The organism is Nocardia sp. NPDC057668 (genome assembly GCF_042799795.1).
In the GTDB taxonomy this organism is placed as follows: Bacteria; Actinomycetota; Actinomycetes; order Mycobacteriales; family Mycobacteriaceae; genus Nocardia.
On record NZ_JBHVIC010000005.1, the window covers coordinates 141354 to 167937 of the forward strand.

At 69.8% G+C, this 26584-nt stretch carries 28 protein-coding genes; 16 read left to right on the forward strand and 12 right to left on the reverse strand.

What is annotated here, in order from left to right; translation table 11 throughout:
- Nucleotides 1-25 precede the first annotated feature (25 nt).
- A complete protein-coding gene (locus tag ACFVBH_RS28240) occupies nt 26-733 on the reverse strand; it encodes an enoyl-CoA hydratase/isomerase family protein (protein WP_354991120.1) in 708 nt (235 codons plus the stop codon).
- A gap of 185 nt (nt 734-918) precedes the next feature.
- On the opposite strand from ACFVBH_RS28240, the gene ACFVBH_RS28245 reads away from it, so the two are divergent.
- From ACFVBH_RS28245 to ACFVBH_RS28255, 3 genes are read left to right on the forward strand one after another with little or no spacing between them, the layout of a single operon-like run.
- Nucleotides 919-1767 carry a purine-nucleoside phosphorylase gene (locus ACFVBH_RS28245; RefSeq protein ID WP_379006096.1) on the forward strand — a complete coding sequence of 283 codons (849 nt, stop codon included), beginning with the start codon at nt 919-921 and terminating at the stop codon, nt 1765-1767.
- Between the two features lie 11 nt (nt 1768-1778).
- Nucleotides 1779-3719, forward strand: a complete 1941-nt coding sequence (locus ACFVBH_RS28250; RefSeq protein WP_379006099.1) for a hypothetical protein — start codon at nt 1779-1781, stop codon at nt 3717-3719.
- Nucleotides 3720-3727: 8 nt separating this feature from the next.
- The gene (locus ACFVBH_RS28255) at nt 3728-3946 is read left to right on the forward strand and encodes a hypothetical protein (protein WP_354991121.1); all 219 of its coding nucleotides are present in this window, start codon (nt 3728-3730) and stop codon (nt 3944-3946) included.
- 57 nt (nt 3947-4003) lie between these two features.
- Here the strand turns inward: ACFVBH_RS28255 and upp are convergent, their stop codons facing one another.
- On the reverse strand, nt 4004-4627 hold the full coding sequence (gene upp, locus ACFVBH_RS28260; RefSeq protein ID WP_354991122.1) for a uracil phosphoribosyltransferase: 624 nt from the start codon (nt 4625-4627) through the stop codon (nt 4004-4006).
- Nucleotides 4628-4762: 135 nt separating this feature from the next.
- On the opposite strand from upp, the gene ACFVBH_RS28265 reads away from it, so the two are divergent.
- The 5 genes from ACFVBH_RS28265 to ACFVBH_RS28285 all read left to right on the forward strand — a co-directional run bounded on the left by ACFVBH_RS28265 (nt 4763) and on the right by ACFVBH_RS28285 (nt 8297).
- Nucleotides 4763-5089 carry a type VII secretion target gene (locus tag ACFVBH_RS28265; protein ID WP_354991123.1) on the forward strand — a complete coding sequence of 109 codons (327 nt, stop codon included), beginning with the start codon at nt 4763-4765 and terminating at the stop codon, nt 5087-5089.
- A gap of 88 nt (nt 5090-5177) precedes the next feature.
- Nucleotides 5178-6359: a C40 family peptidase gene (locus ACFVBH_RS28270; RefSeq protein WP_379006102.1), complete on the forward strand. Its 1182-nt coding sequence runs from the start codon at nt 5178-5180 to the stop codon at nt 6357-6359.
- Nucleotides 6356-6697, forward strand: a complete 342-nt coding sequence (locus ACFVBH_RS28275) for a hypothetical protein (RefSeq protein ID WP_354991125.1) — start codon at nt 6356-6358, stop codon at nt 6695-6697. Before ACFVBH_RS28270 ends, ACFVBH_RS28275 begins: the two co-directional genes overlap by 4 nt.
- Nucleotides 6694-7023 (forward strand): YbaB/EbfC family DNA-binding protein, encoded by a 330-nt coding sequence (locus tag ACFVBH_RS28280; RefSeq protein ID WP_354991126.1) that lies wholly within the window; start codon nt 6694-6696, stop codon nt 7021-7023. Before ACFVBH_RS28275 ends, ACFVBH_RS28280 begins: the two co-directional genes overlap by 4 nt.
- A 26-nt stretch (nt 7024-7049) precedes the next feature.
- Nucleotides 7050-8297 (forward strand): primosomal protein, encoded by a 1248-nt coding sequence (locus ACFVBH_RS28285; RefSeq protein WP_379006106.1) that lies wholly within the window; start codon nt 7050-7052, stop codon nt 8295-8297.
- Nucleotides 8298-8386: 89 nt separating this feature from the next.
- On the opposite strand, the gene ACFVBH_RS28290 is transcribed toward ACFVBH_RS28285, so the two are convergent.
- The 5 genes from ACFVBH_RS28290 to ACFVBH_RS28310 all read right to left on the reverse strand — a co-directional run bounded on the left by ACFVBH_RS28290 (nt 8387) and on the right by ACFVBH_RS28310 (nt 12372).
- A complete protein-coding gene (locus tag ACFVBH_RS28290) occupies nt 8387-8830 on the reverse strand; it encodes a hypothetical protein (protein WP_354991128.1) in 444 nt (147 codons plus the stop codon).
- Between the two features lie 123 nt (nt 8831-8953).
- Complete coding sequence (locus tag ACFVBH_RS28295) at nt 8954-10045, reverse strand: adenosine deaminase (protein ID WP_354991129.1); 1092 nt, start codon at nt 10043-10045, stop codon at nt 8954-8956.
- Between the two features lie 112 nt (nt 10046-10157).
- On the reverse strand, nt 10158-10439 hold the full coding sequence (locus ACFVBH_RS28300; protein WP_379006111.1) for an excalibur calcium-binding domain-containing protein: 282 nt from the start codon (nt 10437-10439) through the stop codon (nt 10158-10160).
- 119 nt (nt 10440-10558) lie between these two features.
- On the reverse strand, nt 10559-11848 hold the full coding sequence (locus tag ACFVBH_RS28305) for a thymidine phosphorylase (RefSeq protein ID WP_379006925.1): 1290 nt from the start codon (nt 11846-11848) through the stop codon (nt 10559-10561).
- Between the two features lie 122 nt (nt 11849-11970).
- Complete coding sequence (locus ACFVBH_RS28310) at nt 11971-12372, reverse strand: cytidine deaminase (RefSeq protein ID WP_354991130.1); 402 nt, start codon at nt 12370-12372, stop codon at nt 11971-11973.
- 300 nt (nt 12373-12672) lie between these two features.
- On the opposite strand from ACFVBH_RS28310, the gene sdhC reads away from it, so the two are divergent.
- From sdhC to ACFVBH_RS28330, 4 genes are read left to right on the forward strand one after another with little or no spacing between them, the layout of a single operon-like run.
- On the forward strand, nt 12673-13068 hold the full coding sequence (gene sdhC, locus ACFVBH_RS28315; protein ID WP_354991131.1) for a succinate dehydrogenase, cytochrome b556 subunit: 396 nt from the start codon (nt 12673-12675) through the stop codon (nt 13066-13068).
- Nucleotides 13069-13070: 2 nt separating this feature from the next.
- Nucleotides 13071-13505, forward strand: coding sequence for a succinate dehydrogenase hydrophobic membrane anchor subunit (locus ACFVBH_RS28320; RefSeq protein ID WP_354991132.1), 435 nt, complete (start codon nt 13071-13073; stop codon nt 13503-13505).
- Between the two features lie 16 nt (nt 13506-13521).
- Entirely contained in the window at nt 13522-15318 is a 1797-nt protein-coding gene (sdhA, locus tag ACFVBH_RS28325) for a succinate dehydrogenase flavoprotein subunit (protein WP_354991133.1), read from the forward strand.
- Entirely contained in the window at nt 15318-16091 is a 774-nt protein-coding gene (locus ACFVBH_RS28330; RefSeq protein ID WP_354991134.1) for a succinate dehydrogenase iron-sulfur subunit, read from the forward strand. The genes sdhA and ACFVBH_RS28330 overlap by 1 nt, the downstream gene beginning before the upstream one ends.
- 237 nt (nt 16092-16328) lie before the next feature.
- Here ACFVBH_RS28330 and ACFVBH_RS28335 read toward each other — a convergent pair whose 3' ends face one another.
- Complete coding sequence (locus ACFVBH_RS28335) at nt 16329-17285, reverse strand: hypothetical protein (RefSeq protein WP_379006116.1); 957 nt, start codon at nt 17283-17285, stop codon at nt 16329-16331.
- Between the two features lie 290 nt (nt 17286-17575).
- Here ACFVBH_RS28335 and ACFVBH_RS28340 point away from each other — a divergent pair, with 290 nt between their 5' ends.
- Nucleotides 17576-18472, forward strand: a complete 897-nt coding sequence (locus ACFVBH_RS28340) for a phenylalanine 4-monooxygenase (protein ID WP_379006118.1) — start codon at nt 17576-17578, stop codon at nt 18470-18472.
- Here ACFVBH_RS28340 and ACFVBH_RS28345 read toward each other — a convergent pair.
- Together ACFVBH_RS28345 and ACFVBH_RS28350 are read right to left on the reverse strand one after the other, a co-directional pair.
- Entirely contained in the window at nt 18438-19067 is a 630-nt protein-coding gene (locus ACFVBH_RS28345; RefSeq protein ID WP_379006120.1) for a TetR family transcriptional regulator, read from the reverse strand. The genes ACFVBH_RS28340 and ACFVBH_RS28345 overlap by 35 nt on opposite strands.
- Nucleotides 19057-20568, reverse strand: a complete 1512-nt coding sequence (locus tag ACFVBH_RS28350) for an MFS transporter (protein WP_379006123.1) — start codon at nt 20566-20568, stop codon at nt 19057-19059. The genes ACFVBH_RS28345 and ACFVBH_RS28350 overlap by 11 nt, the downstream gene beginning before the upstream one ends.
- A 231-nt stretch (nt 20569-20799) precedes the next feature.
- Here ACFVBH_RS28350 and ACFVBH_RS28355 point away from each other — a divergent pair, with 231 nt between their 5' ends.
- Both ACFVBH_RS28355 and ACFVBH_RS28360 read left to right on the forward strand, forming a co-directional pair.
- On the forward strand, nt 20800-21441 hold the full coding sequence (locus tag ACFVBH_RS28355) for an ester cyclase (protein ID WP_354991802.1): 642 nt from the start codon (nt 20800-20802) through the stop codon (nt 21439-21441).
- A gap of 218 nt (nt 21442-21659) precedes the next feature.
- Entirely contained in the window at nt 21660-23000 is a 1341-nt protein-coding gene (locus ACFVBH_RS28360) for a D-alanyl-D-alanine carboxypeptidase family protein (RefSeq protein WP_379006127.1), read from the forward strand.
- Here ACFVBH_RS28360 and yhjD read toward each other — a convergent pair.
- A complete protein-coding gene (gene yhjD, locus ACFVBH_RS28365) occupies nt 22997-24016 on the reverse strand; it encodes an inner membrane protein YhjD (protein ID WP_354990348.1) in 1020 nt (339 codons plus the stop codon). The two genes, ACFVBH_RS28360 and yhjD, sit on opposite strands and share 4 nt — an antisense overlap.
- A gap of 295 nt (nt 24017-24311) precedes the next feature.
- Between yhjD and ACFVBH_RS28370 the strand changes: the two genes are divergently transcribed.
- Nucleotides 24312-25319: a glycerophosphodiester phosphodiesterase family protein gene (locus tag ACFVBH_RS28370; RefSeq protein WP_379006130.1), complete on the forward strand. Its 1008-nt coding sequence runs from the start codon at nt 24312-24314 to the stop codon at nt 25317-25319.
- Nucleotides 25320-25398: 79 nt separating this feature from the next.
- Here the strand turns inward: ACFVBH_RS28370 and trpS are convergent, their stop codons facing one another.
- Nucleotides 25399-26424 carry a tryptophan--tRNA ligase gene (trpS, locus tag ACFVBH_RS28375; protein ID WP_379006132.1) on the reverse strand — a complete coding sequence of 342 codons (1026 nt, stop codon included), beginning with the start codon at nt 26422-26424 and terminating at the stop codon, nt 25399-25401.
- Nucleotides 26425-26584 lie beyond the last annotated feature (160 nt).

Below are 26584 nucleotides of genomic sequence, written 5' to 3' on the forward strand. Positions count from 1 at the left end.
ACGCCGGGCGCGGACGACCGGTAACTCAGCTCGGGCTGAAGCCCAGGTTCTCCGGGGTGGTCTCCACGGCCAGGCCCGCGAGGGCGCGCTGGTGCAGGGCCAGCTTGATGACCTGCAGGTTCGGCTTGCGGTTGCCCTTGAGGGCGTCGGCCTGCGCGATGGCGGTGGGCAGCAGGGCCTCCACGTCGGCCTTGGCGTCCACGATGCGGGCGGCGATGGCGTCGTCGGCGCCGTAGCGACGGCCGGTGGTCATGGCCTCGACCGCGACCTGGTTGATCAGGCGCTCGGTGACGAGGGCGTTCATGGCGACCGTGAACGGCATGCCCAGGTGCACCTCGGGCAGGCACCAGAAGCCGCGATCGGCGCGCATGATCCGGAAGTCGCAGGAGGTGGCGAGCATCGCGCCGGCGCCGAAGGCGTGGCCGTTCACCGCGGCGACGGTCGGGGTCGGGAACGCCAGCAGGCGGCTGTACAGCGAGTGCACGCGGTCCAGGTACCAGCAGTTCCGATCGAAATTGCCGAACAGCCAATCGGTATCGAGACCGTTGCTGAAGAACTTGCCGTTGGCGGTTACCACCAGCGCGGCGGGCCCCTCGGACGCCTCGACCTCGTCGAGCAGGGCGTGGACCTCGGTGATCCAGTCCGGATGGAAGCGATTCTCGCTGTCGATGTTTTGTCCCTCGGCACCGAGGTACAACACGAACACGTCCCCATCACGCTTCAAAAAAGGCATACGCGCAGCGTAGCGCTGGCGCTCCGATTTGCTACCGATGGGTAGCAAAGTCGGGACCAGGTAGATGGATCACTATCCGGACCGGTGCGGTGATCGTTTCCCGGGGTGACAATTGATCTCGAAAGGTCGGGGTAACTCGTCGGGTACGCCCAAAATGGGAGTATCAGCTAACCGGAGGCACGCGAATGGGACGATCTACGGCACCTGGCCCGGCGCTGAAGTCTCGGGGAGGCGGGGGAGCTACTGTGGCTTTCATGCTTGCCGAGCGGGCCGCTCAGGCCATTGCGGAACGAACCGGAGTACCCACGCACCCGGTCGCGGTAATTCTCGGATCGGGCTGGCAGGAAGCCGCCCTGGAGATCGGCGATCCGAGCGCCACCGTCCCCATGTCCGAACTGCCGGGTTTCGAATCACCCACGGCGCTGGGACATCAGGGCACCATCCACTCGGTCGCGGTCAACGACGCACCGGTGCTGTTGCTCATGGGACGCCAGCATCTCTACGAGGGCCACGAGCCCGCGCAGGTGGTGCACAACGTCCGCACCGCGATCGCGGCCGGCGCGAAGACCATCCTGCTCACCAACGCCGCGGGTGGCATCCGGGACGGGCTGTCGGTCGGCGAGCCGGTGCTCATCGCCGACCACCTCAACCTGACCGGGCGCACCCCGCTCACCGGCGCCGACTTCGTGGACCTGGTCGACGCCTGGGATCCCGAATTGCGCGCGCTGGCAAGGGAAGTCGACCCCACCCTGACCGAGGGCGTATACGCCGGCCTGACCGGGCCGCAGTACGAGACCCCCGCCGAGATCCGCATGCTGCGCACCATCGGGGCCGACCTGGTCGGCATGTCGACCGTGCTGGAGGCCATCGCCTGCCGGGCCGCGGGCGTACGGGTGCTGGGCATCTCGCTGGTCACCAACCTGGCCGCCGGGGTCACCGGCGCGCACCTCTCGCACGCCGAGGTGCTGGCCGAAGGGCAAGCCGCCGCACCACGATTGGGCAAGCTGCTGCGCGGCGTGCTCGAACGCGTCTAGGGCGGCCCGGGTTGCTGCGCTTCGGGACCGCCGGGCTGCGCGGTCCGCTTCAGGACGGCCCGGACGGCATGAACGTGGACACGGTCTCGCGCGCGAGCGCGGGCATCGCCGACTGGTTACGCGAACGCTGTCTGGGCGGCGGGCTGGTGATCGTCGGCCGTGACGCCCGGCACGGCTCCGCCGAATTCGCCGCCGCCACCGCGGAAGTCTTCGCGGCGGCGGGCTTCTCGGTGCTGCCCCTGCCGCGCCCGCTACCCACCCCCGTGGTGGCGTTCGCGGTCCGCGAGCTCGGCGCGGTGGCCGGCATCCAGATCACCGCCTCGCACAACCCCGCCACCGACAACGGCTACAAGGTCTACCTCGACGGCGGCTCCCAGCTGATCCCGCCCGCCGACGCCGAGATCGAAACCCGGATCGAAGCGGTCCGCGACCCGATCCCCCGCGCCGATCCCGCCCCGACGGCCCCACCGCCGGAACGGCTTTCGCTTCCCCCGGACGCCACGGTCGCCGATCTGGGCGAGGAGATGGTCCGCCGCTACCTCGCCCGCGTCGCCGGTCTCCCGGACCGCCTGGGCGGGTCCGCCGCGCACGGCCCGAGCCACTTCGCCACGCGCGACTCTGCCCCGGGCGAGCACACGCGTACTCCGCTCGCCGACAACGACGTTCGCTTGCCCGGGACGCCGGCCACCGAACCCGGCGTGCCACACGGCCCGGCAACCGCGCCCCCGGATTCGGCGGGCGCGAGCAGGCCCGCCGCACATGACTCGGACGCACCGGAGCAGCCGGCCGGACCAGGCAGCGACGTCGGCGACACCGCGCCGCCGGACCCCGGAATCGACATGCCACACAACCCGGCAACCGCGCTCGCGGCTGCGCCGGGCGCAAACGCACCGGCCGCGCATAACTCGGACGCACGGGAGCACGGGGCCGGAGCGGTCACCGGTGACACCACGCCGTCAGACCCCGGAATCGGCGTGCCGCGCAGCGGGATTCGTATCGCTTTGACGGCCATGCACGGTGTCGGCGGAGAGTTGGCCGTCGCGGCGTTGCGGGCGGCGGGGTTCGACGACGTGCACGTCGTGGCCGAGCAGTTCGAGCCGGACCCGGATTTTCCGACGGTGTCGTTCCCCAACCCGGAGGAGCCGGGCGCCTCGGATCTGTTGCTGGAGCTGGCCGAGCGGGTCGGGGCCGACGTGGCCATCGCACTGGACCCGGACGCCGATCGATGCGCGGTCGGCGTGCCGGGGGCACACGGGTGGCGCATGCTGCGCGGTGACGAAACCGGGGTGCTGCTCGGCGATTTCGTGTTGCGGTCGGCCGCGCCGGACTCGCTCGTGGCGACCACGATCGTGTCCTCGCGACTGCTGGGCGCGCTGGCGCCGGCGCGCGGCGCGCGCTACGCCGAGACCCTCACCGGATTCAAGTGGCTCGCGCGGGCGGGCGACGGACTCGTCTACGCGTACGAGGAAGCCATCGGGCACTGCGTCGATCCGGCCGCTGTACGCGACAAGGACGGCATTTCGGCCGCCGTCGCGGTGGCGGAGCTGGTGGCGCGATCCAAGGCCGCAGAACGCACGCTGGACGATCTTCTCGACGATCTCGCCGTCGAGTTCGGGGTGCACGCCGGCGCGCAGGTCTCGCTGCGCCTGGCCGATGCCGCCGAGGCGGCCGCGGTGGTCGAGCGGCTGCGCGCCGATCCGCCCGCCGAGATCGCCGGGGAGAAGGTGATCTGCACCGATATGTCCCAGCTCAGGGGGCGGATGCGGACCGACGCGCTCGTCTTCGAAGGGCCCGCGCTGCGCCTGGTCGTGCGGCCCTCCGGGACCGAACCGAAGCTCAAGTGCTACCTCGAAGCCGTCGTTCCGGTCGGTTCACCTGACGCATTAACCTCCGCGAAGGCCACTGCGGCCCACATACTCTCGGATAGTAGGAGTTTCTGCGAGAAGCTGTGAGGTGTCCCGTGGGCGAACTGCACTGCACCCATTGTGGGAGTGAGAACCTGGAGCCGGGTTTCCTCGATGACGCGGGTGATTCCGCGCCCGGCTACACCCGCTGGATACCCGGCCCGCTCGAGATAGGCGTGTTCGGCGGCGCGAAACGGATAGGCAAGCCCAAGATCTCGGTGCTCGCGCACCGCTGCCGGGGCTGCTCGCATCTGGAGCTCTTCGCACCCAAATAGCCGCGGGTGGAAAGAGTTGCGGTCGCCCCGCCGATAGGACGACCGCTCGCGTGGGGCTCAGCGGGGGCCGAACTGCCGGTCCCCCGCGTCGCCGAGCCCGGGCACGATGAAGGCGTCCGAGTTCAGGCCGCGGTCGACCGCGGCCGTGACCAGGCGCAGCGGGCGACCCCACTTCTCCAGCGCCGCAATGCCTTCCGGGGCCGCGACCACGCAGATGACGGTCAGGTCCCGGGCGTTGCGCGCGGCCAGCAGATCCAGGGTGTAGACCATGGAGCCGCCGGTGGCGAGCATGGGATCGAGCACGATGACCGGGGTGTCGGACAGATCCTCGGGCAGCGACTCCATGTACGGGGTGGGCCGGTGCGTCTCCTCGTCGCGGGCCAGGCCGACGAACCCGATGCGCGCGTCCGGGATGAGGTTCTCGGCCGTCTCCACCATGCCCAGCCCGGCCCGCAACACCGGAACCAGCAGCGGCGGCGCGGACAGCGTCGTGCCCTCGGCGGCGGCCACGGGGGTGGCGATGGGGAAGCGGGTGACGGGCGCATCGCGCATCGCCTCGTAGACGAGCAGGCCGGTGAGATCGCGCAGCGCCGCGCGGAAGGTGGGATTGCTGGTCTGGACGTCGCGCATGGTCGTCAGCAGAGCGGCTGCGAGCGGGTGGTCCACGATGTCGGTGCGCATAGGAAAACGATAGGTCAGCACACACATTGGAGGTCGCGGCCGGGCGAATTTCGCGCACGGCCGGAACCGATCGGCCGCGCCGCCCGTCCAAGCACACGACGGAGAAATTCCAGCGACGGCACGACAGGGGTTGCCATGACGCGGTTTTCGATAGATCCCGACGGTCTCACCGCCTACGCGCACACCGCCATCGGCATGGCCGCGCACCTGAGCACCGCCGCCGCCCGCACCGCCGCGGCCGATCCCCTGCTACTCGCCCCGGCCCTCGGCCTCGCGGGCGCCGACTTCCTCGTGGCCTACCGCGCGGCACACGCCACCCACCTGTCCACCCTGACCGCCCTCACCGCGGTCCTGACCAGCATGGGCGCCGGCGCGACCACCGCCACGACCTCGTACGCCGCCACCGACGCGACCTACGCCACCGCCCTGGACGCCACCGGGCGGCTCGAGGCCCTGCCGTGAGCACGCGGCTCGAGGAGATTCGACCGGCGCGGACGATCGCGAGTCAGGCGCGGATGTCCCGGGACCTGACACGGGCGGGGGTGGGCCCGTGAGCGCGGAGTTGGACGTGGCCGGGCTGGCCCGGCCGATCACGGGGTTGATGGAAAGCCTCGGCAGCGGGGACGTGGCGGCGGCGGTGGCCGAGCTGCGCGCGGGTTCGGGGGTGGTGGAGGAGATGGTCAGGGCGGGCCGGGGCGGAGTCGACGAGATGTACGCCGCGTGGCGGGGCGAGGGCGGCGACGCGGCCCTGGGCACCGCGCTGCGGGTGCAGACCTGTGCGGCGACCGTCGCGGACCGGGGCGTCGAGCTGGCGGCGGTGCTCGAGCGAGCCGGGAGCGCGGTGGCGGCGGGGCAGCGGGAGCTGGCGGCGATCCTGCGGTCGTTCCTCGACTCGGCGGACAGCGCCGGGCGGACCGGAGTGACGCCGGCCGGGATCGCGATCGTGGTGGAGTCGGCGCTCGACCACTCGGGGCGCGCGCTGCACGTGGCCGAGCGCGTGCGGACCGAGCTCGCGGACGAGACCGCGGCCATGCGCGAATTGATCGCGCCGCCACCGACTCCCGCGCCGGTGGCCGCCGGCTCGCCGGACGCATCGGTGGCCGATGCCGCGGCGGCCGGGCAACCCGGCACGCCGGAGGCCCCCGCGGCGGACACCGTCGCGGCGGCCGTGGGGAACTCCGGCGGACAGCTCGGGCAGACACTGCTCGCCACCGGCGGGCAGGCGCTGGAATCGGGGGCGGGACTCGCGGGCGGACTCACGACCGTCCCGGCATCGGTGGGCGACGCGCTCCCCGCGGACCGGTCCGCGACCGGCGGGACCCACGCCGCCGGGACCGGGGTGCTGCTCACCCTGCCCGACGGCAGTACCGTGGAGGCCCCGAACCAGCGGGCCGCCGACGCGGTCCGCAACGCCCTGAGCGAGCTCGGCACGCCCTACGTCTGGGGTGGGACGACACCCGGCGCCGGACTCGATTGCAGCGGGCTCACGCAATGGGCGTACGCCGAAGCGGGGGTGCCACTGCCCCGCCTGGCGCAGGAGCAGGGACAGGGACACGCGCAGATCGGTCCAGGGGACTTGATGCCCGGTGATCTGGCGGTGTGGGACGGGCACGTGGCCATGGTGATCGGCAACGGCCAACTCGTCGAAGCAGGAGACCCGGTACAGATCGGCCCGATTCGAACGGAGAACAGCGGAATGACATTCTTCGGCTTCTACAGGCCCACCGCGTGAGCGCGCCGCGGATTCCGGCCGTCACCGTCGCGGCGAGCGGCAATCGCGCGGGCACGGTGACCGTCCGCGCCACCGACCAGGGCATGCCGGTGGAGATCCACTTCGAGCGCGGTGAATACCGTTACGGCGCACAGGCTCTGGCCGACGAGATCCTGCGCCTGACCAAGCGCTCGGCCGTCGTCGCCAAGTCGCGGCGCCGCGAGGCCCTCGCCGACGCCGGCATCCCCGCCGACATCCTGGACCGGCTCGGCCTGCCCACCCGGCAGGCCGCCGTCGACGAACTCGACCGTCTCGACGACGCCGACACCGGTCCGACGAGCTGGACGAGGCCCTCATGAGCGATCCGATGGATGCCCTGGTCAACGGCGTCGCCCTGCAACTCGACGCCCTGGAGAACGCCCTCGACGGCCTCGATCGCGTGCGCGGGCGCTTCGGCGCGCCGGACGGCTCGGTCACCGCCGAGGTCGACGGCGAGGGCGCGCTCACCGGCCTCTGGCTGGCCGATTCGGTGACCGCGCGACCACCCGCGGAAGTGGCGGAACTGATCCTGTGGGCGTGCGGGCAGGCGGCCGCCGCGGCGAGCACGCGACGCGCCGCGGTGCTGGCCCGATTGAACTCCGCTATCGGGCCGGGAAATGTTGGGGGCGGCCCGGATAGTGCCTGAGGCAGCCACTAGATAGGCTTCCGGTCATGGCTTCTGGAGACATCGTCCCGATCGCGCTCGGCCTCACCAAAGGCGATCTCGTCACCCTGTGGGCACCGCGCTGGCGAGACGGTGACGATGAGTGGCAGGCGTTCCTCGGATTCGAGGAAGACCTCTACGGTTTCGACTCCGTCGCGGAGCTCGCCGCCTTCATTCGTTCCAGCTCCGAGAACGATCTGGTCGACCATCCGGCGTGGAAGATCATCGCCGGGCTGTCGGCGGCCGAACTCGAGCCCGAGGAGCAGTTCGTCTTCGATCTGGTCGGCGTGCCCGAACTGGCGGCGGACGATCCAGACCCGGAGATCATCTCCGAGCTCGAGGAGACCCTCGACATGGTCCGCAACATCGGCGAGGTGTGCGACCTCGACGTGGTGACCAAGTTCTTCGGCTCCCACCCCGTGCTCGGCGCGCTGCCCAGCGGGGTCGGCGTCTTCGCCGGCAAGGAGGGCCAGGAGCTGTGGGACCAGATCGGCTCGGCCATCAACAAGGATTGGGACGCGGTCCTGGACGCCATCGACTCGGTGGTGGAGATCCCGGACGTGGACGCCGACGCGGTGGCGGTCGCCGAGGCGGAACTGCTTGCGGCGGAGGAGAACGTCGTGGACGCGGAGGACGCGGCCGACGGCGATGAGGACAACGAGTTCGAGACCGTCGACCTGACCAAGGGCGACGAGGACGAGGGCGACCCCTCCTTCTGGCACGGCGTCGGCATCGACCCGGTCAAGATCATCACCTCGGACGGCACCTGGTTCACCCTGCGCTGCTACGTCGACGACGAGCCGCTGTTCCTGGGCACCGAGGGTTCGATCACGGTCTTCGGTTCCGAGCGCGCGCTGGCCCGCTACCTCGCCGACGATCACGAGCACGATCTGGCCCGGGTCAGCACCTACGGCGAGATCCAGTCCGCGGCGGTGGACGGCGGGCTCGAGGTCGAGGTGGACGAGGAGAACGTCTACGTGCTGCCCGGCATCGCCGAGGATCTGGCCGCCGGCCCCAAGTCGGTCGACACCGACCAGCTCGACCTGGCCGTCGAATTGTTCACCGACGCCGCCGATTACGCCGATGACGACGCGGTGGAACGGGCCCTGGCCGGCTCCAATCCCCTGGGCTGGTACGTCTCCTACCTGCTCAACCCCGACCCCAGCCGGATGGCCCCGAACCCGCCGTTCGCGGCCGAGGCCGAGGCGTGGCGCGCGCTCGAGGTCGCCTTCGAAGGCCGCCTCACCAAGGGCTGAGCAGCCGCCCCGCCGTAGCAACCCCACGGGCCGTACCACGAACGCCGTGGTCGCAATCCATTGCGACCACGGCGTTTTCGTCGATCCGGTTACCGCTTCGAGCCGGAGCCCGACCCACCCAGCGCGTCGAGCACGGAGCTACCGGTCGCCGGTTGCGGGTAGTGCAGCCTGCCCGGCACCTGCCATGCCGCGGTCATCGTCGACGCGCCCTGGGTCACGGTGATCGTGTGCTTGCCGTTGTTCGCGGGCCGCCAGAGCAGGCTCACGTAGACGTATTCGCCCGGCTGACGGGTGTCGGGCACGACGGCGTCGGCTACCACCACGCCATCGATCGTGACCGTCACCGGATCGAATCGGTCCGGTCCGGTCAGGACGGCGTTGACACCGCATCCCGACTCGACGGTGCAGTCGAAGTCACCGGCGGAGGCGGTGATCCCCGCGACCTTCGCCGACGCGGAGCCGGCGATGAGCCCGGGAACGGAGAGTGCGGTCAGCGCACCCAGGGCCAGGCCCCCGAGTAGTCGTTTCGCCACGAGTGTGCACATCCTTCCGGCGGCCGACGCGGCCACCGGAAGGAGCGTCTCTAAAAACCCGCTGTTTCACTAGCCGTAATTCCTTGGTCTACAGCGGGCTTCGCCACTGTGCCGTGCGAACCCTCAGCCGATGAGTACCGCGTAGCCCGGCTTGATCACCTCGTCGATGAGTTTCAGGCGGTCCGGGAACGGGATGAAGGCCGACTTCATCGCGTTGATGGTGAACCGTTCCAGATCGCTCCAGCCGTAGCCGAACGTCTGCACCAGCTTCTCCATCTCCTGACTCATGGTGGTGTCGCTCATCAGCCGGTTGTCGGTGTTGACCGTGACGCGGAAACGCAAGCGCGCCAGCAGATCGAACGGGTGCTTGTCGAGCGAGGGCACCGCGCCGGTCTGCACGTTGGAGGACGGGCACAGCTCCAGCGGAATGCGCATGTCCCGCACGTAGTTCGCGACCCGGCCCAGTCGCGGGCCGTCGGCCGAATCGGTGATGTCGTCGGTGATGCGCACGCCGTGGCCGAGCCGATCGCAGCCGCAGAACGCCAGCGCCTCGTGAATCGACGGCAGGCCGAACGCCTCCCCGGCGTGGATCGTGAAATGCGCGCTGTTGGAACGCAGGTATTCGAAGGCGTCCAGATGCCGGGTGGGCGGGTACCCGGCCTCGGCGCCCGCGATGTCGAACCCGCCGACGCCGCGGTCGCGGAATCGCACGGTGAGTTCGGCGATCTCGCGCCCGCGCGCGGCGTGGCGCATGGCGGTGAGCAGACAGGTCACCCGGATGGGGGTACCCGCCGCGGCGGCGATGGCCTCGCCCTCGCGGAAGCCCTCGAGGGTGTACTCGACGACCTCGTCGAGGGTGAGCCCGGCCTCGAGGTGCTGTTCCGGCGCGAACCGCACCTCGGCGTAGACGACGCCGTCCGCGGCGAGATCCTCGGCGCATTCGCGGGCGACGCGGCGCAGGCCCTCGGGCGTCTGCATGACGGCGACGGTGTGCGCGAAGGTTTCCAGATAGCGCTCGAGCGATCCGCTGTCGGCCGCGTCGCGGAACCAGGCGCCCAGGGATTCGGCGTCACCAGCCGGTAGCTGGTCGTACCCGCAGTCGCGGGCGAGCTCCAGGACCGTCGCGGGCCGCAACCCGCCGTCCAGGTGATCGTGCAGGACCGCCTTGGGCGCCTGGCGGATCGCAGCGAGTGTGAGGGGCGTCGGTCCAGTCATGTAGAAACGGTAGCCGCATTTGCGTTCTGCGGCATGGCAGTTGGCCTGTGTGCACCCTCTCTTAGGCGTGTCGTTGCCCATACGTTGCTGGCGGAGTGCTGATCTTCACCTGTCAGCCACATGCGATGCCGTTGCCGTCTCGATCGAGACGCGAGCTGTAGCCGGGTTGCCCGACCAGCAGCGGAGCCTTGCCCGCCAGCCGAACCTCGTGGCAATTGGCGTAATACGGGTAGGGCTGCGAGCGCGACGTGGCGGGCGGCGAATTGTCGATGCGCGGTTCGGCGGCGGCGGGTCCGGCGAGTCCGGCGGTCAGGGGCACGGCGACACCGAGGGCCACCGCACCGAGTACCGCCGCCGTCCGGCGGCGCGGTCGGAAATCGGGAGTACGGTTCACCGCATCCAGGCTAGGCCCGCGCGCGGGTCCGCGCCGCGCCGCAGGTCAGGCGATCGGGCTTGGCCGCGTGGCGGTTTCGCCGGCCCCGCGCGGCCCGCGCGCGATCCGGGCGGATCGGCTCAGGCCGTGATCCGGCCCAGCACCAGCGGTTGTGCGGGCGCCTCAGTGTCGGCCGCCCCGATGGTGAACGCCGATCCCAGCGATTCCAGTACCGCGGGCAGCACCTCGGCGGTATCGGTGTGCAGGGTCAGGAGGGGTTGACCGGCGGTGACGGAATCGCCCGGTTTGAGGTGCATTTCGATACCCGCGCCGAGTTGCACCGGATCACCCTGGCGGGCCCGGCCCGCGCCGAGCCGCCAGGCCGCGACGCCGATGTCCATGGCGTCCAATCGGGTCAGGACCCCGGTCGCGGGGGCGCGCAGAGTTTCCGCGTGCCGGGCGCAGGGCAGCTGGGCGTCGGGATCGCCGCCCTGGGCGCTGATCATGGCGCGCCAGTGGTCCATGGCGCGCCCGTCCGCGAGGGCGTCGGCCGGGTCGATGCCGTCGATCCCGGCCTGGGCGAGCATCTCCCGGGCCAGGGTCAGGGTCAGCTCCACCACGTCGGCCGGGCCGCCGCCGGACAGCACGTCCAGGGACTCGGCCACCTCCAGGGCGTTGCCCGCGGTACAGCCGAGCGGGGTGTCCATGGCGGTGAGCAGGGCGACGGTGCGCACCCCGGCGTCGGTGCCGAGTTCGACCATGGCCGTGGCCAGCTCGCGCGCCTGCGACAGCTCCTTCAGGAACGCGCCGCGCCCGACCTTGACGTCCAGCACCAGCGCGGCGGTGCCCTCGGCGATCTTCTTGCTCATGATCGAGCTGGCGATGAGCGGGATGGATTCGACGGTTCCGGTGACGTCGCGCAGGGCGTAGAGGCGTTTGTCGGCGGGCGCGAGATCGGCCCCGGCCGCGCACACGACCGCGCCCGCCGCGGGATCGGTGAGGATCTCGCGCATGCGGGCCACCGGGATGTCGGCCTGCCAGCCGGCGATGGCCTCGAGTTTGTCGAGGGTGCCGCCGGTGTGGCCGAGCCCGCGCCCGGACAGCTGCGGGACCGCCGCCCCGCACGCCGCGACCAGCGGCGCGAGCGGCAGGGTGATCTTGTCCCCGACACCGCCGGTGGAGTGCTTGTCCACGGTGGGCCTGGGCAGATCGCGGAAGTCCAGGCGCTGCCCGGAGGCGATCATCGCCGCGGTCCAGCGCGCGGTCTCGCGCCGGGTCATCCCCCGCCACACGATGGCCATGGCCAGCGCGGACATCTGTTCGTCGGCGACCTCCCCGCGCGTGAACGCGGCCACCACCCAGTCGATCTGGGAGTCGCTGAGCTCACCCCCGTCGCGCTTGGCCCGGATCACCTCGACAGCCGAGTGCACAGTCACCCCACCACCCTTACACGCCGCGGGGGCCGCGTCAGGTTGATCGCCCGGGCCGCGTCGGCGCGATCGCGGGGCCGAGCGGCCGGGCGCACCCGCAGGGCGGGCGGGGCTCAGTGTGGTCAGAGTTGCCCGGCGGCCAGATCGTCCGGCCCGAAGGCGTCGGGCAGCAGCGCGCTCAAGGGCCGGGGCCCGGCACGGTGATCGACGAGCAGCCCCGCGCCCCCGTGCTCCAGCAGGACCTGGCGGCAGCGCCCGCAGGGTGTCAGGATTTCGGCCCGGGAATCGCAGACCGAGACTGCCAGCAACCTCCCCCCGCCGGACGAAATCAAGTTACCGACCAGTACACATTCGGCACACAGGCCCAGTCCGTATGAGATATTTTCCACATTGCAGCCGCTCACCGTGCGGCCGTCCGAGGTGAGAGCAGCGGCCCCGACGGGGAATCTCGAGTACGGCGCATAGGCATTTCGCATGACTTCGGATGCCTTGCCGCGCAACGCATTCCAATCAATATCGGGCATATCGGACCATCCTTCCATGGGCATGCTTACACCCGCGCGGAAGCCGTTTTACCGGGCCTCGAAAATCAGGAAAGGCAAACCTAACTCAGTGAATTTACGGCCAACGAGCGGCACGCCGAATTAGTTCCGTCCAACCGCTGGGATTAGAGTTCACGACAGATCGGTTCAGGTTCCCGACAGCGGGCCTGCAGCACTGCCACCGGACGGCGATTCCGGCTGTGAGCTGGTGTTATCGACAGTCCAATGGCTCCGCGCCGGATCTGACCGGGTCCATCAACGACGTTGGAGGCACCGCACTCTATGACCACGCTAGAAGCTCCGGCCAAGCCGAAGCGATCCTTGTACCGAGGCGACCCCGGAATGTGGTCCTGGGCTCTGCACCGCATAACCGGCGTGACGATCTTCTTCTTCCTGTTCGTCCACGTCCTCGACACCGCCCTCGTGCGGGTCAGCCCGGACACCTACGACCAGGCCATCGAGACCTACAAGACCCCGCTGGTCGCTCTCATGGAGATGGGTCTCGTCGTCTGCGTCTTGTTCCACGCGTTCAACGGCATCCGGGTGATCCTCGTCGACTTCTGGTCGCAGGGCCCGCGTTTCCAGCGGCAGATGCTCTGGGTCGTGCTCACGATCTGGATCCTCGTCGCGGGCGCCGGCATCGGCCGCCAGTTCTTCTACCTGCTGACGGAGCACTGATCATGACCGCACCTGTCCTGGGCAAGTCCTACGATCGCCCCGCCAGCCTGGACGCGCCCCGCGCGCCCCGCCGCGCCGGCGGCAGCAACTTCGAGAAGTACGCGTGGCTGTTCATGCGCGCCTCGGGCCTGCTGCTCGTCATCCTGGTCATCGGCCACATGACGATCATGCTCATGATCGACGGCGGCGTGCAGCGCCTGAACTTCGCGTTCGTGGCCGGCCGCTGGGCCAGCCCGTTCTGGCAGATCTGGGACCTGACCATGCTCTGGCTGGCCCAGCTGCACGGCGGCAACGGCATGCGCACCGTCATCGACGACTACGCCCGCAAGGACTCCACCCGGTTCTGGCTGAAGTTCCTGCTGGTCGTCTCGATGATCCTGGTGATGGGCGTGGGCACCTACGTCATCTTCACCTTCGACCCCAACATCACAGGTTAGGAACAGGCCGCCCCGAATGAGTGAGCACAGCGAACGAACCACCGGTGCTGAGTCACGTCCCGTTCAGGAGCACCGCTACGACGTCGTGATCGTCGGTGCCGGCGGCGCGGGCATGCGCGCGGCCATCGAGGCCGGGCCCCGCGTCCGCACGGCCGTCCTGACCAAGCTCTACCCCACCCGCAGCCACACCGGCGCGGCGCAGGGCGGCATGTGCGCCGCGCTCGCGAACGTGGAAGAGGACAACTGGGAGTGGCACACCTTCGACACCGTCAAGGGTGGCGACTACCTGGTCGACCAGGACGCCGCGGAGATCATGGCCAAGGAAGCCATCGACGCCGTGCTCGACCTGGAGAAGATGGGCCTGCCGTTCAACCGCACGCCCGAGGGCAAGATCGACCAGCGTCGTTTCGGCGGGCACACCCGTGACCACGGCAAGGCCCCCGTGCGCCGCGCCTGTTACGCCGCCGACCGCACCGGTCACATGATCCTGCAGACGCTGTACCAGAACTGCGTCAAGCACGACGTGGAGTTCTACAACGAGTTCTACGTGCTCGACCTGGTGCTGACCGACGGCCCCAACGGGCCGATCGCCACCGGCGTCGTCGCCTACGAGCTGGCCACCGGCGATCTGCACATCTTCCACGCGAAGTCGATCGTGTTCGCCACCGGCGGCTCGGGCCGCATGTACAAGACCACCTCCAACGCCCACACCCTCACCGGTGACGGCATGGCGATCGTGTTCCGCAAGGGACTCCCGCTGGAGGACATGGAGTTCCACCAGTTCCATCCGACAGGTCTGGCCGGCCTGGGCATCCTCATCTCCGAGGCGGTCCGCGGCGAGGGCGGCATCCTGCGCAACGCCTCGGGCGAGCGGTTCATGGAGCGCTACGCCCCCACCATCAAGGACCTCGCGCCGCGTGACATCGTCGCGCGCTCGATGGTGCTCGAGGTGGCCGAGGGCCGCGGCGCGGGTCCGAACAAGGACTACGTGCTCATCGACGTGACCCACCTCGGTGAGGACGTCCTCGAGGAGAAGCTCCCGGACATCACCGAGTTCGCCCGCACCTACCTGGGCGTGGACCCGGTCAAGGAGCCGGTGCCGGTCATGCCGACCTGCCACTACGTCATGGGCGGCATCCCCACCCGCATCCGCGGCGAGGTGCTGCGCAACAACACCGACGTGGTCCCCGGCCTGTACGCCGCGGGCGAGTGCGCGTGCGTCTCGGTGCACGGCTCCAACCGCCTGGGCACCAACTCGCTGCTGGACATCAACGTGTTCGGCCGGCGCGCGGGCATCGCCGCCGCCGAGTACGCCCAGCGCGCGGAGTTCGTCGAGATGCCGGAGAACCCGGCGCAGATGGTGCAGGACTGGCTCGCGCTGATCCTGTCCGATCACGGCAACGAGCGCGTGGCGGACATCCGCACCGAACTGCAGGCCACCATGGATGCCAACGCGGGCGTGTTCCGCACCGAGGACACCCTCAAGCAGGTCCTCACCGACATCCACGGCCTCAAGGACCGCTACAGCCGGATCACCGTGCAGGACAAGGGCAAGCGCTACAACAGCGATCTGCTCGAGGCCGTCGAGCTGGGCTTCCTGCTCGAGCTGGCCGAGGTCACCGTGGTGGGTGCGCTGAACCGGAAGGAATCGCGCGGCGGTCACGCGCGCGACGACTACCCGAACCGCGACGACACCAACTACATGCGCCACACCATGGCGTACAAGGAGAGCCCGGAGCTGATCTCCGACATCCGGCTCGACTACAAGCCGGTCGTGCAGACCCGTTACGAGCCGATGGAGCGTAAGTACTGATGACTGCCACACTCGAGAAGCCGGCCTCACAGCAGCCCGCTCCGGTGCCCGAGGGCTCGGTCATGATCACCGTCAAGGCCGCGCGCTTCAATCCCGAAGACGGCCAGGGCGCGCACTGGGACGAGTTCAAGGTTCCGGTGCTGCCGACGGATCGCTTCCTGAACGTGCTGATCTACATCAAGTCCTACCTGGACGGCACGCTGACCTTCCGGCGCTCCTGCGCCCACGGCGTCTGCGGCTCCGATGCCATGCGCATCAACGGCGTGAACCGCCTGGCCTGCAAGCTCCTGATGAAGGACATGCTGCCCAAGAACGGCAAGGACCTCACCATCACCGTCGAGCCGATCCGCGGTCTGCCCGTGGAGAAGGACCTCGTGGTCGACATGGAGCCGTTCTTCGACGCGTTCAAGGCGGTCAAGCCGTACCTGATCACGCGCGGCAACGAACCGACCATGGAACGCATTCAGTCCCAGCACGATCGGGCGCGTTTCGACGACACCACCAAGTGCATCCTGTGCGCCTGCTGCACCACCTCCTGCCCCGTGTACTGGAGCGACGGCAGCTACTTCGGCCCGGCCGCGATCGTGAACGCGCACCGCTTCATCTTCGACAGCCGTGACGAGGGCGCCCGCGAGCGCCTGGACATCCTCAACGATGTCGAGGGTGTGTGGCGCTGCCGCACCACCTTCAACTGCACCGACGCGTGCCCCCGCGGCATCGAGGTCACCAAGGCGATCCAGGAAGTCAAGCGCGCCCTGCTGTTCGCCCGCTGATTCCCCCTAGACCGACCACGAAGGCCGCTCCCGTCTCCGGACGGGAGCGGCCTTCGCCGTTCCACACCCCTCCCGCCCCGATGGTCGGTGGGGGCGGGATCCGGTGCGCACGTCGATCGATCGCCCGGCGATCACCGCCGCACGGGTCCGCGTGAACCCACGCGGTGATGCCCGAGGCCGCCCGCATCCTTCGATGCGGGCGGCAGCCCGTTCGGCCCGCCGTCGCGCGCCGGGCCGCTACTTCGGGAGGTGGGCCAGGGCGTTCTCGGCGACCGCCTGGGCCACGTCGGGATTGTTGCTCATCACGCCGACGATGGGGAGCTGGCGGATCGAGCGATTGCCCCAGACGCCCGGAAACTCCTCGCCGACGATGACGTCGATGAAGGTGTCGCCCTGGTGTTCGGAGCGGTAGCCGACGTAGTCGCCCAGGCGCACCTCCTGCTTGTCCAGGGTGATCAGATCGCGTTCGCGGTTCTCCAGCGAGATGAGCGTGGACGCGCCGTCCACGGTCAGGTAGCAGCTGTCGAGAGTTTGCTCCTGCCAATCGAATTCGACCTTGCGGGTGGCCTGTAACTTCTCCAGGCCGACGCACGGCGAGGTCAGCGCGGACAGCACCGTGACGGTCGTGGCGGGCGAAGTGCCCTGTGCCGGATGGTCGTTCCACTGTTTGATGACGCCGGGGATAAGTTTGTCGCCGGTGGCGCACGGGTCGGCGGCCCTGTCCATCTCCACCGAGACCGTCACCCCGAGACCGCCGTCCAGCGGGATGCGGTAGTCGCATTCGGTCTGCACCAGCTGATCCCGCTGTTCGGCGGGCACCGTCTCGCGGATGTCGACGCGGTGCACCTTGCGGTCCTGCACCTCGATCATCGACCCGTATTTGAAGGTCTCGAGCTGCGGCGCGAACCCGATGCGCACGTCGACGTCGATCCGCTGGTCCGGCCCGCCGGTCACAACGGCCGAGCAGTTCGTGGTCATGGACGAGGTGCCGACCGTCACCTCGGGTCCCAGCTCGCGCAGCTCGCCCGCGTCCAGCAGCGCGCAGGGGTCCACCGCGCGCGCCCAGCCGATCGTCTCCGAGCGCGAATCCCCCGGCGGCGCGGCGGCATTGGACTTCGCACCCTGCTTCGCGTCGTCGCCGCATGCGACGGCGGTGCAGAGCAGCACCGTGACCAGGACCAGCAGTCTTGACACCAACACATCCCCTCGTTCGTTCGAGCACGGAAGAGCCAGGCCCGAGCAGCCTATGTGGCGGCCCGGATGCCCCCGCACCGAGCTACCCGGCACCCGCCCGTCCCGATCGCCACGCCGGTGCGCACACGCCGCAGGAGGCGTGGCTCGTGTTGTCCCGCAGTGCGCTCGCTGTCTACCAGTCCCCCGGCAGGCCCCTGCTCGAGCACCCGTGCCACCCGTTCAGCTTGGCAATCTGCGCAGCTGCCGGGAGGTTCGTTGTCGGTTTGCCACGCGGGTGCTTGCATCGTCGTATGTTCACCGAGGCCCAGCTGTATTCGCCGGTGACCAAGGGCGCCGGCGGCGACGTCACCGTGCATCTGAGCGATGCACATCCGGGCGTGCACGACCCCGCGTATCGGGAGCGGCGCAACGCGATCGCCGCGCTCGCCCTCGGGCACCGGCCGGGCACGGCGGCGCCCGCGATCGAGTACACCGAGCAGGAGCAGGGGGTGTGGCGGATCGTCGCCGCCGAACTGGCCCGCAAACGCGAGCGGTACGCCTGCGCGGAGGTGAACGCGGCGGCCGCGCGGCTGGATCTGCCCGCCGATCACATTCCCCAGCTGTCCGAGGTCTCGGCGAAGCTGTTCCCGCTCAGCGGCTTCGGCTACGCCCCGGCCGCGGGCCTGGTTCCGCTGCGCGAGTTCTTCGGCTCCTTCGCCGGCCGAATCTTCCACTCCACCCAGTACATTCGGCATCATTCGGCGCCGCTGTACACCCCGGAACCGGACGCCGTGCACGAGATACTCGGGCATGCCAATCAATTGGCGAGCCCGCGCTTCGCGGCGATCTACGAGAGCGCGGGCGCGGCCGTCGCCCGAATCGGCACCGATCGCGCGCTGAAGTTCCTGGCCGATGTGTTCTGGTTCTCCATGGAATTCGGCGTGGTCCGCGAGAACGGCGAGATCCGTTGCTACGGTGCGGGACTGCTGTCCTCGTACGGGGAGATCGAGGAGTTCCGGCACGCCGAGCTGCGCCCGCTGGACATCACGGCGATGGGTACCGCGGTCTACGACATCACGCGCTATCAGCCGATCCTGTACTGCGCGGAATCGATCGGCGAGATCGAGGACACGGTCGGCGGCTTCTTCGCGGAGATGGACGACGAGTCACCGCTCAGAGCCGCATACCGGATTCCAGAAAGGCGATGACCCGCGCGATCGCGGTGGGGTCGAAGGGGTCCCGGTCCATCAGCACGGCCTTGGCGGCCCCGATCAGGGCCCCGGCCAGCGCGCGGACCTCGAAGTCCCCGGGCGTCCGCCCGGAGCGCTCGGCCACCAGTTCCGCGATCATGTCGACGTTGCGGTCCATCTCCATGGCCAGCACGCCGCGCAGTTCCGGGACGGTGGCCACGAAGGTGGCGCGGTCGCGCTCGAACGCGAACTCCGCCGGGTCCAGCGCCTCGAACGATTCGAGGGTGGCCCGCCGGAACGCCTCCAGCGCCGACAGCTCGACGGGCTGATCCCGGAACCGCTGAATCATGATCGGGTCCAGATCGTCGGCCAGCACCACCTGTTCCTTGGAGGGGAAGTAGCGGAAGAAGGTGCTCGGGGAGATCTCCGCCGCGTCGGCGATCTGCTCCACGGTGGTGGCGGCGTACCCCTGCTCGTGGAAGAGCCGGAAAGCCTCGCGCCGAATCGTGGACCGGGTGCGTTCCTTCTTGCGTTCCCGCAGGCCGGGCCGGGCCCGGCCCGCGGTGTCGGGGCCGGGCCGGGTCGATTCCGCGTGGATGGGCTCAGCCGGCATGTACCGATTGTGCAGCATCGGGCGCGGGCGCCGGCCCCGCCGGGGCCCGGGTGAGCAGCGCGGCCATGACCGTCGCGCCCAGGCAGACCGCGGCGCACACCCACAGCATGGCGCTCATCCCGCCCATGAAGGCCGTCTGCACGTGCGCGAGGAGCTCGGTGTCGCCGAGCCGATGGGCCACGCCCACACCGGCATTGACGCCGTCGTCGACGGGCGGCCGGTTCGCGGAACCGAGCTCGGCGCGGTACCGCGTGGCCAGGACGGTGCCGAGGACCGCGACGCCGATGGTGCCCGCCGCCTGGCGCAGCGCCTGCAGCAGCGCGGATCCCGAGCCGGCGCGCTCGGCGGCGAGTTCGCCCATGGCCAGCCCCATGGCGGCGGGCATGACCAAACCCATACCGGCGCCGAGCAGGGCGAGCGCGGTGGCGGCGACCCCGTAGCCGCTGTTGGTGGTGAGCAGCGCGGCCAGCGCGAGTCCGCCCGCGAGCAGCGCGAATCCGCTGGTGAGCACGACCCGCAGTCCGGCCCGGGGCAGCAGCCCGTCGACCACGCGGCTGCCGACGATGAGTCCGCCGATCAGCGGCAGCAGGCGCAGGCCGCTGCCGAGCGCGTCGGCCCCGAGCACGGCCTGGAAGTACTGCGGCATGGTGAAGAACAGCCCGAACATGGCGAAGTTGACGACGATCATATAGACGGTGCCCCAGCGGAATCCGGGTGCGGCGAAGAGCCCGAGATCGATCAGCGGATGCGCCGCGCGCCGCTGCCACAGCACGAAGGCGGTCAGCAGCGCGACTCCGCCCGCCACCGCCGCCCACGCGAGGCCGTCGCCCCAGCTCTGCTCACCGAAGCGAATGAATCCGTAGGTGAGACCGAGCATTCCGAACACCGACAGCGCGACGCCGGGCAGATCCACGCGAACAGCGTTGGCACTGCGCGATTCCGGGACCAGCAGTGCGACCGCGGTCGCGCCGATCGCCACCATGGGCACGTTGATCAGGAACACCGAACCCCACCAGAAGTTTTGCAGCAGCCAGCCGCCGACGATCGGGCCGAGCGGCAGGCCGATGGCCGTGGAGGTGATCCAAATCGTCAGGGCCCGTTGACGATCTGCGGGATCGGGGAACAGGCCCGGCAGGATCGCCATGGACAGCGGCATCATGGCCGCCGCCGCGAGGCCGAGGACCGCGCGCGCGGCGATCAGCTGACCCGACGTGCCCGCGAAGGCGCAGGCCAGTGAGGCCGCGCCGAATAGCAGCAGCGCCGCCAGCAGGATCTTCTTGCGCCCGCACCGGTCGCCCAGCGCGCCCGCGGGCAGCATGACCGCGGCGAGCGCGAGGGTGTACGCGCTGCTGAACCACTGCAGCGCGCCGGTGCCCGCGTGCAGATCGACGGCCAGGGTGGGCAGCGCGACGGTGAGCACGGTGACGTCGAGCCCGATGGTGAGCATGGCGACGGCCAGCGCGCCGAGCGCCAGCCAGCGCTTCGATGCCGAATCATTCATGACAGTCCCTATCAGTTGCTATCAACTCGATAATGAGAGAGTCTCTCATTTTAGAGAGCCTGTCAAAACTTGTCGTGTCACGTAGCCGCCGCGGTCCCCGCGGCCGACGAACGCCCGGCGCGACGTTTCGCCGAGCCGCTGTTACCGTCATCCGGTCCGTTTTCAATGCGACTACCGCACAACAGGTCTGGATCTTCGAGGCTCTAAATGACTGAACAAGCAACAGAACCCGTGACGACACCGCTGCACCTGCAAGGTCGTGACGCCGTAATCGCCGCTGCCGCACCGGAAGAGTGGCGCGACGGTGTCCCCGACTACCACCTGAGCTCGGTCGTCATGCCGGTCGAGCGCACCACCGACCACGCGCCGGACTCGCTGGAGTTCATCGTCGAAGAACTCGTGAAGGTCTTCGAGATGGAGGTCTCGCACAAGAAAGATCCCGCGACGTGGGTCTCGCTGGTCGCCGAGCACTACCGCGGGCGGGTCAACGGGGGCGAGTGGCAGGACTCCGAGGAGTTCGCGCGCATCGGCTCGTACAACATCCTGATCGGTGAGAACCCGTACTACCCCGGCGGGGAGACCTTCGAGTCCTCGCACCACATCTTCCACACCGCCTTCCCGGGCGGCTTCTTCTGGGAGGTGCTCGAAGTGCTGTCCGGGCCGCCGACCGTCACCTTCAAATGGCGGCACTGGGGCCGGTACACCGGCGAGTACAAGGGCCACGAGCCCACCGGCGAGATGATCGAAATGACCGGCATCACCATTGCCAAGGTCAGCGATGACCTGCGCATTCTCGAGCTCGAGCACTTCTACGACAACAACCGGCTGCTCGGCCCGCTGGCGCACGGCTGCCCGGTCACCAAGACCTCCTGACGCATCGGACTTTCGCGCGTGCCCACAGCCCCGGGCCCGCCGCGCCCGCGATACGGCCCCCGCGTTCGCGGGGCCGTATCGCGCCCGTCGTCCCCGCCGCACAGCCCGCGGCGGGGCGACTCGCAATTCCCGTGCGGAGGTCGCCGGCCGCAGCCGCTGTGCGAGACGCGCCGAGGTGCACGCACCGTACGAACCGCCCGGCTCTAAGCTCGTCCGCGATGAGCATCCGCAGGCATTCGCGCCATGACCAGAGTCCGGCCCGCCGCCGACCGCGTCGGCATCGCTCCGCTTCCGGCGGCACCGCCCTGCTCGCCGTGGCGCTGACCACGGCCACCCTCACCGTCGCCTACGCGCCGCTACCGGCGGCCAGAGCCCAACCACCCACCACCACAACGCCGTTCACCACGCCCGACACCGACGACTGCCCGAACCGGACCACTCCCCCGCCGCCCATCGATCTGTCCGAGGTCCCGCGACCCGGCCGCACATCGCCCGCACCGCTGCCGATTCCGTCCCCGCCGATCGGCGGCAAGAACCTGGGTTCGTGCGGCGTGGTGCGTCCCGCGGGCGCACCGCAGGCCCCGGAAGGGATTTCGGCCACCGCGTACCAGGTGTCGGACCTGGACACCGGCGAGGTGCTGATCGCCAAGGACCCGCACGGGCGCTACCGCCCCGCCTCCACCATCAAGGTGCTGCTGGCGGCGGTCGCGTTGCGCACGCTGGACCTGAACAAGGTGGTGGTCGGCACCCAGGAGGACGCCGACGTGGACGGCACCCGGGTCGGCATCGGGCCCGGCGGGCGGTACACCAACCGGCAGCTGTTCCAGGCGCTCATCATGGCCTCGGGCAACGACGCCGCGCACGCCATCGCCGCACAGCTCGGCGGGGACGACGCGGCGGTGGCCAAGATGAACGATCTGGCACAGCGGTTGCAGGCCAAGGACACTCGCGCGGCCACGCCCTCGGGTCTGGACGGGCCGGGCATGAGCATCTCGGCCTACGACCTGTCGGTGGTGTTCCGCGAAGCCATGTCCATTCCGCTGTTCGCCGAACTCATCCACACCGAGGAGGTCCAATTCCCGGGCTACGGCGCGGATCCGAAGAATCCGGCCGACACCGAGCATCCGGGCTATCCCATCGCCAACGACAATCTGCTGCTGTTCAACTACGACGGCGCGATCGGCGGCAAGACCGGATTCACCGACGACGCCCGCCAGACCTTCGTGGCCGCGGCCCAGCGCAACGGCCGCCGGCTGGTGGTCACCCTGCTCAAAGCCGATGTGCGGCCGTACCGTCCGTTCGAGCAGGCCGCCAAGCTGCTGGACTACGGTTTCGCGCTGCCGTCCGGGGCGAGCGTGGGTGAGCTGCCCGAGGCGAACACACCGAAGGTCGCGACGTCGACGGCGGCGCTGGCGACACCGCCCAAACCCGTCGCGGCCGATGTCGACGACGCCGGTGGGCGGCACGACGATCTGCGCGTGACCCTCATGGTCGGCGGGATCGTCCTGGTGCTGTTCCTGCTGGCGGGTGCGCGCCAGATCCAGCAGCGCCGCTACTAGCGGCGCGGGCGGCGCAGCACCGAAACCAGCGCTCCCGCAACGGCGCCCGCGCCGAACAGCGCCGCACCCGCGCCGGCCGTGAGCCCCGGGCCCGACATCCGGGGTTCGATGACGGCCGGCGCGGGCGGCGGCACATCCGCGGGCAGATCGTTCTCGGTCGCCGTGGCCGCCCACGCGGTGGCGAACAGGATGATCCGCGCGGTGAAGTAGCTGAACACCATGAGGCCGATGATCGGGCCGAAGGTCACCCCCGCCGGGCCGTTGACCACCGAGCGCAGCACGAGCGACGACAGCTGCTTGAGCAGTTCGAACACCACCGCCGCGATCAGGGCCGCGCGCGCGGCGCTGCGCAGGGTGACCGGATGCCGGGGCATGCGCGCGATGATCCACACGAACACGGCCCAGTTCGCGAGGACCGCGAGCACCAGCGACAGCACGGTGAGCAACACGGTGACGCCCGGCGCCTCGGAGATCTCGAACCTCTTCAGCAGGGTGCGGATGAGGCCGCTGGAGGCCAGCACCGACAGGCCGAGCGAAATGCCGATGGCCAGAAACAATCCCACCAGGGCCAGCAGGTCCGAGAGCTTGGTCAGCGCCCAATTGCGGTCCTGGGCGGGCTGTTCCCACTGTTCGGTGAGCGCGGCCCGCAGGTTGGCGATCCAGCCGAGGCCCGCGTACGCGCCCGCGAGCAGGCCGATGATGCCGACGCCCGCGCGGGAGTCCACCGCCTGGGTGATCAGATCATTGATCTGATCACCGGCCGCGCCGGGAATGTTCTCGACGATCTTGGCCTGAATGTCGTTGAGCAGCTCGGGATCTCGCGCCAGCACGAAACCGGCCACGGCGAATCCCACCATGAGCAACGGGAACAGCGAGAGCACCGTGAAGTAGGTGATGCCCGCGGCGTAGTAGTCGCCGCGCTGGCGTTGGTAGCGCCCGGCCGTCCGCACCAGATGGTCGAGCCAGTGCCGCCTGCGGATCTCCCGCTCGATGCGCGCCCTCGTCTTGTCGAACACCGGTCACCTCCACCGAACGCCAGGTCAGATCGATCACTCTTCCATCCCCCCGGCCGGGTCGCCGCCAGGTGCTCCGGCGCGGCGATTGTGACGCGTGCCCGGCCCCGGCCGCCCTCGGGCAATACCCACCCGGCGGTCCGTGACACCCGTCGCGCCCGGCAGCATCGCCGACACCGCGATCGCCGCCCGCGTTCCACTGACGCGTGGATTGTCCGGGTTCCCGGGGCGGGTTCGGGTCCTGCGGGTTAGCGTGATGACCTTGGTCCGCCCGCACCGACGACCGGAGACCGCCCGCGTGAGAACCGCACTGCTGACCTTGGCCCTGACCGCGAGCGCCGTGCTCGCCATGCCCGGCGCGGCCGCCGCGCCGGCGAGCGACTTCGATCTGCAGGCGCATCGCGGCGGGCGCGGACTGGTCGTGGAGAACACGCTGCCCGCGTTCGCGCACGCCCTGGAACTGGGGGTATCCACCCTCGAACTGGATATCGGGATCACCGCGGACGGGCGCGAGGTCATCACGCACGATGCCGCCGTCGACGGCGGCAAGTGCGCCGACACATCGCCCGTGACGCCCGGTGATCCGCAGTTCCCCTACGTCGGCAAGTTCGTCAAGGACCTGAGCTTCGACCAGGTCCGCACCCTCGATTGCGGGTCGAAGGCCCAGGCGGATTACCCGGGTCAGCGCACCGCGCCCGGCGCGCGGATGCCCACCCTGGACGAGGTTTTCACCCTCGCCCGCGACCGCGGGGCGGACACCGTGCGGTTCAGCATCGAGTTGAAGAACGATCCGGCGGCCCGCGAGACCGCGCCGCGCGACGCGTTCGTCCGGCGCGCCGTCGCCGAGATCGACCGCGCGGGCATGCGGGAGCGCGCCGCGATCCAGAGCTTCGACTGGGGCACGCTGATCCAGGTGCACGCGGCCGATCCCGGCCTGCGGCTCTACGCGCTCACCGAGCCCACGAAGGTGTATCCCTTCTCGCCGTGGCTGGGCGGCCTCGATGTCGCGCGATTCGGCGGCAGCCTGGCCCGCGCCGCGAAATCCTTCGGGGCGACCGCGCTCTCTCCGCTGTACGCGCTGCCGCCCAGCGGTTCGGCGAGTCTGCCCCTGGTGACCCGTGATTCGGTCGCCGAGGCGCACGCCGCGGGGATCCTGGTCGTGCCGTGGACGGTCAACGAGCCCGGTGCGATGCGCTCGCTGCTGGACACGGGCGTGGACGGGATCATCACCGACTACCCGGATCGCCTGCGCGAGGTGCTCGGCGACCGCGGCATGCCGCTGCCGCCGAGCTACCCGGCGCGCTGACTCGAGCCGCCGCCTCGGCCACTCCGGAACGACGAACGCCCGCGGCCTTCGCCGCGGGCGTCCGGGTAGTCGGCGCCGATCAGCGGGCCAGCAGTCCGATCCGGTCGTACACCTGGGCCAGGGTCTTGCTCGCGACCTCGCGGGCCCGGTCCGCGCCGGCGGCGAGGATGCGGTCCAGCTCGGTCTGGTCGGACATGAACTCGTTCACCCTGGCCCGCAACGGGGTCACGAACTCGACCAGGGCGTCGGCGGTGGCGGCCTTGAGGTCGCCGTAGCCCTTGCCCGCGAAATCCTGTTCCAGGGTGACGATCGGGGTTTCGGTGAGCGAGCTCAGGATGACCAGCAGGTTGCTGACCCCGGCCTTGGTCTCCGGGTCGTACCGGATCTCGCGCTCGGTGTCGGTGACGGCCGAGCGGATCTTCTTGGCCGAGACCTTGGGATCGTCGAGCAGATTGAGCAGGCCCGCGTCCGAGGAGGCGGACTTGCTCATCTTGGCGGTCGGATCCTGCAGGTCGTAGATCTTGGCGGTGCCGGTGACGATGTGCGGCTCGGGCACCACGAAGGTCTTCTTGTAGCGAGTGTTGAAGCGCTGCGCCAGATTTCGGGTCAGCTCCAGGTGCTGGCGCTGATCCTCGCCGACCGGCACCAGCTGCGGGCGATACAGCAGGATGTCCGCGGCCATGAGCACCGGATAGGTGAACAGGCCGACGGTGGCGTTCTCCGCACCCTGCTTGACCGACTTGTCCTTGAACTGGGTCATGCGGCTGGCCTCACCGAAACCGGTGAGGCAGTTCAGCACCCACGCCAGCTCGGCGTGCTCGGGCACCTGGCTCTGCACGAACAGCGTCGACTTCTTGGGGTCGACGCCCAGGGCCAGCAGCTGCGCGGCCGAGACCTTGGTCCGCTTGCGCAGTTCCTTGGGATCCTGCGGCACGGTGATGGCGTGCAGGTCGGGGATGAAGTAGAAGGCGTCGTAGTCGTCCTGCAGACGCACCCAGTACTGCACCGCGCCAAGGTAGTTCCCGAAGTGGAACGAATCGCTGGTCGGCTGGATCCCGGAGAGGACCCGCTGCTTGCGTTCGGCGGAGGGTGCAGGACTCGACATGGTTCCGATCTTTCCATGCCGGTCCAGCGGTATTTGATCTGCCTCCGCTCCGCTCCGGCTGTTCGCGGCCCTCGTAACCCGGTTCTTCCCTCCTCCGCTCCCCCGCTCCGTCAGCCCAGAACCGGGCGGGCCGCGAACCACGAGGCGGGAGTAGATCGAG